This is a genomic window from Spirillospora sp. NPDC049652, from assembly GCF_040675125.1.
Taxonomy (GTDB): domain Bacteria; phylum Actinomycetota; class Actinomycetes; order Streptosporangiales; family Streptosporangiaceae; genus Spirillospora.
In genome coordinates this window covers 1-7,204 of the sequence record NZ_JBFAOF010000325.1, presented here as the reverse complement: position 1 = coordinate 7,204, position 7,204 = coordinate 1, and the positions used below count along the sequence as shown (strand labels likewise).

The 7,204-nt window shown below is 71.8% G+C and carries 9 protein-coding genes; 6 read left to right on the top strand and 3 right to left on the bottom strand.

The genetic code is table 11. The annotated features are described in order from the left end of the window. Together AB0J52_RS20910 and AB0J52_RS20905 are read right to left on the bottom strand one after the other, a co-directional pair. Positions 1-387: response regulator (locus AB0J52_RS20910; protein ID WP_500183317.1), on the bottom strand; the 387-nt coding region annotated here is incomplete at its 3' end. Continuing rightward, positions 384-2,033, bottom strand: coding sequence for a sensor histidine kinase (locus AB0J52_RS20905; protein WP_500183316.1), 1,650 nt, complete (start codon positions 2,031-2,033; stop codon positions 384-386). The genes AB0J52_RS20905 and AB0J52_RS20910, both read right to left, overlap by 4 nt. 157 nt (positions 2,034-2,190) lie before the next feature. On the opposite strand from AB0J52_RS20905, the gene AB0J52_RS20900 reads away from it, so the two are divergent. The 3 genes from AB0J52_RS20900 to AB0J52_RS20890 are packed head-to-tail and all read left to right on the top strand — an operon-like array spanning position 2,191 to position 4,974. Continuing rightward, positions 2,191-3,003 carry an ABC transporter ATP-binding protein gene (locus AB0J52_RS20900; RefSeq protein WP_500183314.1) on the top strand — a complete coding sequence of 271 codons (813 nt, stop codon included), beginning with the start codon at positions 2,191-2,193 and terminating at the stop codon, positions 3,001-3,003. Beyond that, positions 2,993-3,883 (top strand): ABC transporter permease, encoded by an 891-nt coding sequence (locus AB0J52_RS20895; protein WP_500183313.1) that lies wholly within the window; start codon positions 2,993-2,995, stop codon positions 3,881-3,883. Before AB0J52_RS20900 ends, AB0J52_RS20895 begins: the two co-directional genes overlap by 11 nt. A 47-nt stretch (positions 3,884-3,930) precedes the next feature. Then, positions 3,931-4,974, top strand: a complete 1,044-nt coding sequence (locus AB0J52_RS20890; RefSeq protein WP_500183312.1) for an ABC transporter substrate-binding protein — start codon at positions 3,931-3,933, stop codon at positions 4,972-4,974. Positions 4,975-5,246: 272 nt separating this feature from the next. On the opposite strand, the gene AB0J52_RS20885 is transcribed toward AB0J52_RS20890, so the two are convergent. Continuing rightward, positions 5,247-5,399, bottom strand: coding sequence for a hypothetical protein (locus tag AB0J52_RS20885; RefSeq protein WP_500183310.1), 153 nt, complete (start codon positions 5,397-5,399; stop codon positions 5,247-5,249). A gap of 332 nt (positions 5,400-5,731) precedes the next feature. Between AB0J52_RS20885 and AB0J52_RS20880 the strand changes: the two genes are divergently transcribed. The 3 genes from AB0J52_RS20880 to AB0J52_RS20870 all read left to right on the top strand — a co-directional run. Further along, entirely contained in the window at positions 5,732-5,935 is a 204-nt protein-coding gene (locus AB0J52_RS20880; RefSeq protein WP_117358778.1) for a cold-shock protein, read from the top strand. Between the two features lie 251 nt (positions 5,936-6,186). Beyond that, positions 6,187-6,336, top strand: a complete 150-nt coding sequence (locus AB0J52_RS20875) for a hypothetical protein (RefSeq protein ID WP_500183309.1) — start codon at positions 6,187-6,189, stop codon at positions 6,334-6,336. 425 nt (positions 6,337-6,761) lie between these two features. Beyond that, the coding region (locus AB0J52_RS20870; RefSeq protein ID WP_500183307.1) for a cytochrome P450 at positions 6,762-7,204 on the top strand (443 nt) is incomplete at its 3' end.

Genomic DNA, 7,204 nt, shown 5'->3' with positions numbered 1-7,204 from the left:
CTCCCCCGGGCCGGCGAGGGCGCGGCGGTAGCGGGCGTAGGCGGCGAGGCGCGCGGTGAGGGCCTCGGCCACGAACGGCTTGACCAGGTAGTGCAGGGCGCCGTGCGCGAGGGCGGCGCGGACGGAGGCGGCGTCGGTCGCGGCGGTCGCCATGATCACGTCGGCGTCGAGGTCGGGGAGCAGGCTCAGCCCGGACGCGTCGGGCAGGTAGACGTCGAGCAGCACCAGGTCGGGGCCGAGTTCGACGGCCAGTTCGCGGGCGCGGGCGGCGCTGTGCGCGGTCCCGCAGACCTGGAAGCCGTCCACGGACGCGACGAATCCGGCGTGGACCTGCGCGACCCGGAAGTCGTCGTCCACCACGAGCACGCGGAACCCCTGGTCGGTCACCGGTCCGCCTCCTTCGCCAGTACTCCGGGCAACCGTGCCACGACGACCGCGCCCGCCGGCCCGTCCCCGGGGTCCGCTCCCGGCGGGTCGGCGAAGGTCACGTCGCCGCCTCGTGCGCGCGCGGTGCGGCGGGCCAGCCCGAGGCCGAGGCCCCGGGCGCGGCCGCCCGTGGGCTCGCGGGTGGTGACGCCGTCGCGGAAGATCTCGCCGCGCAGCCCGTCCGGCACGCCCGGGCCGGAGTCGGCGACGGTGACGTGCAGGTCGGAGCCGTCGCCGAGGAGCTCGACCTCGACCCGGGCGGGTCGCCGCTCCCCCAGCCGGGCGGCCTCCACCGCGTTGTCCACGAGGTTGCCGACGACGGTCGTGACGTCCAGGGGGTCGGTGACACGCCCCGGGACGAAGCTGCCGGGGCCGACGTCGAGCCGGACGCCGCGTTCGGCCGCGACCGCGGACTTGGCCGACAGGAACGCCTGGAGGTAGGGGTCGAACAGCGGGTCGGCCGGGAGCGGCTCGGCGGCGGGGGCGCCGGACGCGTCGGCGACCAGCGTCGCCAGGTATCCGGCGGCCTGCTCGTGGTGGCCGAGGTGCAGCAGCCCGGACAGGGTGTGCAGCCGGTTGGCGTACTCGTGCCGCTGCGCGCGCAGCGCGTCGAACAGCGTCCGGACGGAGTCGAGCTCGCGGGCGAGGGTCTCCACGTCGGTGCGGTCGCGCAGGGTGACCACCGCGCCGAGGTCCCGTCCGCGCCGCCGGACCTCGCGCCGGTTCACCACCAGCACCCGCTCCCCCGCCGTGATGAACAGGTCGGCGGCGGGGACACGTCCGGCGAGGACGTCGCGGAGCGTCCCGGGGACGTCCAGGTCCCCGGCGGGGACGCCACGCTCGGGTCGGGTGCCGAGCAGCCGGGCCGCCTCGGCGTTGCAGACCGCGACCCGCCCGGCGGCGTCCACCGCGACGACGCCCTCGCCGACGCCGTGCAGCACCGCCTCGCGTTCGTGCACCAGCTCGACCAGCTCGTACGGCTCCAGGCCGAGGGTCTGCCGGCGCAGCCGCACCCCGATCGCGGCGGAGGCCAGGACGCCGAGCAGCAGCGCCCCCGCGACGAACGCGGTGAGCCCGCTGAGCGCGTCATTCAGCTCGCGGTCGATGGCCCCGGCGTCGAAGCCGACGCTGACCTCGCCGACGACCTGCCCGGCGCGTTCCGGCCCGGACGGGTCGTACAGGGGGACCTTGCCGCGCACCGACAGCCCGAGCGTCCCGCGCTCGAACCGGACGACCTGGCGCCCGGCGAGCGGCGCGGACGGGTCGGTGCTGACCCGCCGCCCGAGCAGCGCCTCGGTGGGATGGGAGTAGCGGATGCCGTCCCGGTCGGTGACCACGACGAACAGCGCCCCCGCCCGGCGCCGGACGCGTTCGGCGCGGTCCTGCACCAGATGGCCGGGGTCGCCCGCGACCACGGACCGGGCGACGTCCGGGTCGGCGGCCACGCTCCGGGCCAGGGTGAGGGCGCGCTGGCCGAACTGGTCGCGCAGCTCGCCGTCCAGCCGCCAGGCCACCAGGGCGTAGCCGGCGCAGCCCACGACGACCACCACGGCGATCTGCAAGATCAGCACCTGGCGGGCGAACGGGAGGCGGAGGCGGACGGACATGGCAGGCCAAAGTACCCGATGCCTTACCCCGCGCCCAGCCCCGCGCGAGCAATATGAGCAGAACCCGCGCAACGGGCTTAACGTGCGGTTATGCGGTTTGCGCGAGCTTCGCGGACAAGGGTTCCCGTGACCCCGGTCACTTCCTAGCCTGCCGGGCATGTCCCAGCTGAAAGCCCCGGTGATCGAACTCCACGGGGCCACCAAACGCTTCCGGTCCGGCGCCGGCCTCCACACCGCCGTGCGCGACCTGAACCTGACCGTCGCGCCCGGTGAGTTCGTCGCCGTCGTCGGCCCCACCGGATGCGGAAAGTCCACCACCCTGTCCCTGGTCTCGGGCCTCGAGCCGCCGTCCGCCGGAACCGTCCGGGTGCACGGCGAGCCCGTGACCGGGATCCCGGACGGCGTCGGCTACATGTTCCAGAACGACGCCGTCCTGCCCTGGCGTTCGGTCCTCGACAACGTCGCGACCGGCCCCCGCTACCGGGGCGTCGCCAAGCGCGAGGCGCGCGAGCAGGCCCGCGAGTGGGTCGCCCGCGTCGGCCTCGCCGGATTCGAGAAGTACTACCCGCACCAGCTGTCCGGCGGCATGCGCAAGCGCGTCGCCCTCGCCCAGACGCTGGTGAACGAGCCGTCCGTCCTGCTGATGGACGAGCCGTTCTCCGCGCTGGACGTCCAGACCCGCGGCCTCATGCAGGACGAGCTGCTGCGGCTGTGGTCCGGGTCGGGGGCGGCCGTGGTGTTCGTCACCCACGACCTGGAGGAGGCCCTGGTGCTGGCCGACCGGGTGGTCGTCATGACCGCCGGGCCCGCCACCGTCAAAAGCGTCTTCGACGTCCCGCTGGAGCGCCCGCGCGACGCCGAGGAGGTCCGGCTGACGCCCGAGTTCCTCGACATCTACCGCGAGGTCTGGGAGTCGCTGCGCGAGGAAGTCCAGATCACCCGGGAGAGGGGGACCGGCCGTGCCGCATGACGTGCGCGCCCCGAAGGCCGCCCCGGCGTCCGCCCTGCCCACCCCGGAGGAGGAGGCCCGGGCCGTCGCCCAGGCCAAGTCCGCCGCGCTGCGCCGCCGGCTCACGATCTACCTGGTGCGGATCGTGCTCGTCGCGGTGTGGCTCGGCTCCTGGGAGCTGGCCGCGCGGCACTGGATCGACCCGTTCTACTACTCGCGCCCGAGCTCGATCTGGGACCGGCTGGTCGACTGGTTCAGCAACGGGACCTCGCAGGGCTCCATCTGGGAGCAGATCTCCTACACGCTGCGCGAGGCCGTCCTCGGCTTCGTCCTCGGCTCGCTCGGCGGCGTCGTGCTGGGCGTGGTGCTCGGCCGCAGCCGCTTCCTGTCGGACGTCTGCGCGCCGTTCATCAAGGCCGCCAACGCCATCCCGCGCATCATCCTGGCCTCGCTGTTCGTGATCTGGTTCGGCCTCGGCATGCAGTCCAAGGTCGCCACGGCGTTCGTGCTGGTGTTCTTCGCGGTGTTCTTCAACGCCTTCCAGGGCGCCCGCGAGGTGGACCGGAACCTGGTCAACAACGCGCGGATCCTCGGCGCCGGCCGGTGGGCCGTGCTGCGCACCGTCGTCGTGCCGTCCGCGACGTCCTGGATCCTGGCCTCGCTGCACTCGGCGTTCGGCTTCGCGATCATCGGCGCGGTGGTCGGCGAGTACAGCGGCGCCGACAAGGGCCTCGGCCTGCTGATCAACCACGCGCAGGGCACCTTCGACGCGGCCGGCATCTACGCCGGAATGATCATCATCACCGTGCTGGCGCTGCTCGCCGAGTGGCTGCTGACGATGCTCGAGGGCCGGCTGCTGCGCTGGCGCCCGCCGTCGGCCGCCGACAGCAACCCCGTCTGACCACCCCGAACGTCCCCCTCCCCCCTCTCTCCTGGAGTCCCCACCCCATGCGCACCTCGTACCGCGTCACCGCCGCCGCCCTGGCCGCGATGACCGCCCTCTCCCTGACCTCCTGCCGCAGCTCCAAGTCGTCCTCGTCGGCCGGCGACTCCGGCGGCACCGTCAAGATCATGGTCGGCGGCATCGACAAGGTCATCTACCTGCCGGCCAAGCTCACCGACCAGCTGGGCTACTTCAAGGAGCAGGGCCTCGACGTCCAGCTGCTGACCGAGCCGGCCGGCGCGATCGCCGAGAACGTGCTGATCTCCGGGGACGTGCAGGGCGTGGTCGGCTTCTACGACCACACCGTCGACCTGCAGACCAAGGGCAAGTGCATCGAGAGCGTCGTGCAGTTCGCCGACGTGCCCGGCGAGGCGGAGATGGTCGCCACCGACAAGGCCGGGAAGATCTCCTCCCCCGCCGCGTTCAAGGGCGCGAAGCTCGGCGTCACCAGCCCCGGCTCGTCCACCGACTTCCTGACGCGGGCCCTGGCCGTCCGGGCGGGCGTCCAGCCGTCGGACTACACCACCGTCAAGGCGGGCGCGGGCGCCACGTTCATCGCGGCCCTCGGCAACGGCGGCATCGACGCGGGCATGACCACCGACCCGACGATCGCCAAGCTCACCACGTCCGGCAAGGCCAAGGTGATGCTGGACATGCGGACCAAGGAGGGCACGCGGAAGGCCCTCGGCGGCCTCTACCCGGCGGCGTCGCTGTACATGGACTGCGACTACGTCAAGTCCAACCCGGAGACGGTGCAGAAGCTCGCCAACGCCTTCGTGAAGACGCTCGGCTGGATCAAGGCCCACAAGCCGGAGGAGATCGCCGCGAAGATGCCCGCGGACTACGCGGGCGGTGACCCGGCCCTCTACAAGAAGGCCATCGCCGACTCGGTCGGCATGTTCACCGCCGACGGGGTCATGCCGGCGGACGGCGCCAAGAACGTCCTGGAGGTGCTCGCCCAGTTCTCCCCGAACGTCAAGGGCAAGAAGGACACCATCGACCTGTCCAAGACCTACACGACCGACTTCGTCACCAAGGCGAAGCAGTAGCGGTCGGCGCGGTGGCGGGACGGTCCCGGGAGCGGCCCCCTGACGGCCCGCCCCCCGACCCGCCAGGCCGTTCGGCACCGGTTCCCCGGGATCCGGTGCCGAACGCGCTGAGCCCGGCCATGGCCGAGCCGGCGTCCTCGTCGAAGGGAGACACGTCGAAGGGGATTCACGCTGTGCCGGCCCGCCCTGGCCGTGCCGGGAGATTCCCGGCTTTCACGACGAACGCCCGGCGTCAGGATTCAGCGGCGCTGGGAGCGGGCCCGGCACGGGCCTCAGAGCTTGTGAAGCTTTACGTACGGCGAGAGAATCTTTACCTTCTGGGTGCCGAAATCGACCAGGAGAGCGCCGCCCGGCTCGATCCCCACGACCTGCCCCATCCCGTACTTGTCGTGCGTGACCCGGTCGTGGAGCTCGAACTCCTGCACGGGCGGAGCGGCGGGCGGGGGCGGAAACGGGCTGGTGGGCAGACGCCGCCGCCCGGTGGGTCCAGAGGATTTCATACCTGTAGTATGCGCCCGAACCGGCGGTGGCGCGGCCCCTCGGCGACACCTGACGCTCAAATCACAGGCGCACCCCCTCCGATCCGGTTCCATGTGCTAGGCTCTGAGGAGTTGCGGTTCCCATAGACATGTTGCATGCGCCTGGTGGATCTGACCTCGGGCGCATTTTTTGTTGTTCTGGATCTTCCGGATGGGCCATCGCGGCGCCCCCGGCCACGCACGGTGTGTGGCCGGGAACCGACCAGAAGGAGATCGATATGGCCACCGGTACTGTGAAGTGGTTCAACTCCGAAAAGGGCTTCGGCTTCATCGAGCAGGACGGCGGCGGCCCGGACGTCTTCGCCCACTACTCGAACATCGCCGCCCAGGGCTTCCGCGAGCTCCAGGAAGGCCAGAAGGTGTCGTTCGACATCACGCAGGGCCAGAAGGGCCCGCAGGCGGAGAACATCGTCACCGCCTGATTGACGGGTTCGCCGCGGGAGGCCCGTACAGGCTCCCCGCGGCACACCTCGTCCTCCCCGGGTAGATCGCGAGATCCCCGAGGAGCGGAAGCCGGGCCCCGAGCCCGGACCGCAGCACCACCGCGGTCGTAGCTTTCAAAAACCTTGAGCCCATCGCGACCTGGTCGCGATGGGCTCAAGGCGTTATACGACCCCCACACCCGTCCAGGCCCCCGCCCTATCTGTCCGAGGCCCTCGGAATAGTGCTCCCCATGGACTGGACACCGTGGCTCACGCGCTGGAGCGAGGAATGGATCCGCTCAGAGGATCCAGGGAAGCTCGAACCCGAGGTCGTCCGCGACCGCTGGCTCGGCTTCGCCCCGGCCCCGGCGCTGATGAAGCACCTGTACGCCGTGTTCTAGCGCTCGGGCGCCGGTCCCACCCGGTCAGCCCAGGGCGGGAGCGCGCCTTCCCGCTACCGCGCCATTACAGCGTGATACTCGAAGGCTTCCGGGGCGCCGCGAACTCGCGCCACTTCCCACAGTAATGCCGCAGGTGGCGAAGCCGGGAGGGAAATTAGGTCGGCACCGGACGGCAGAAAATGACGCAGGGCGCTGTTGCCCGCTCCGCCGCCGTGTGTCTAGATGAGCGCACACGCCTCCCGCGAGGGCGGGAACCGCGCGAACCGAAAGGACGGTGGGCCATGGCGAGGCTGGTCAAGCGTGCCCTCGGCATGCACAAGGCGCAGATGAAGGGCCGTTACGTCATCTACCGCCTCCGCTAGCGGAGACGGTGGCGCGGTGCCGGGCAGGGCGATGGCCGAACCGGCGCCGCGCCATTTCCATGCGTGTCGGCAGGTGGCGGTGAAAGGGCGGCATTCCAGGTGTCCCAGCGTGTTGAAGAGACCATTCCCGGGCCGCGCGGCGGGATTCTCGCGCGCCATCTGACGGCTTACGAAGCCGATCCCGCGGGCTTTCTCGAGGACTGCCGGCGCCGTTACGGCGACGTGTTCCGGTTCGACACGGGCGTGGTCGTGGTGACCGATCCGGAGCTCGTCACGGAGGTGCTGGCGCGCACCAACCGCGACTCGGTGCCGAACGCCAACCCGCTCCAGGGCGGCCGGTTCCCGACCGCCGAGCAGACCCGCCGCTGGATGGACGCCCGGCAGCTCGCCGCCCCGATCTTCCGTTCCGCGGCACTGCCGGCCCGGCTGCCCGTCGTGCGCGCGGCCCTCGCCGCCGACCTGGACGCCCTCAACGGCCGGTGGTTCGACCCGGCGGAGGAGTGCTG

Bases quoted from the DNA above. Each gene is read 5' to 3' on its own strand.
- AB0J52_RS20905 (WP_500183316.1), bottom strand. From the start codon at position 2,033: ATGTCCGTCCGCCTCCGCCTCCCGTTCGCCCGCCAGGTGCTGATCTTG.
- AB0J52_RS20900 (WP_500183314.1), top strand. From the start codon at position 2,191: ATGTCCCAGCTGAAAGCCCCGGTGATCGAACTCCACGGGGCCACCAAA.
- AB0J52_RS20890 (WP_500183312.1), top strand. From the start codon at position 3,931: ATGCGCACCTCGTACCGCGTCACCGCCGCCGCCCTGGCCGCGATGACC.
- AB0J52_RS20880 (WP_117358778.1), top strand. From the start codon at position 5,732: ATGGCCACCGGTACTGTGAAGTGGTTCAACTCCGAAAAGGGCTTCGGC.
- AB0J52_RS20875 (WP_500183309.1), top strand. From the start codon at position 6,187: ATGGACTGGACACCGTGGCTCACGCGCTGGAGCGAGGAATGGATCCGC.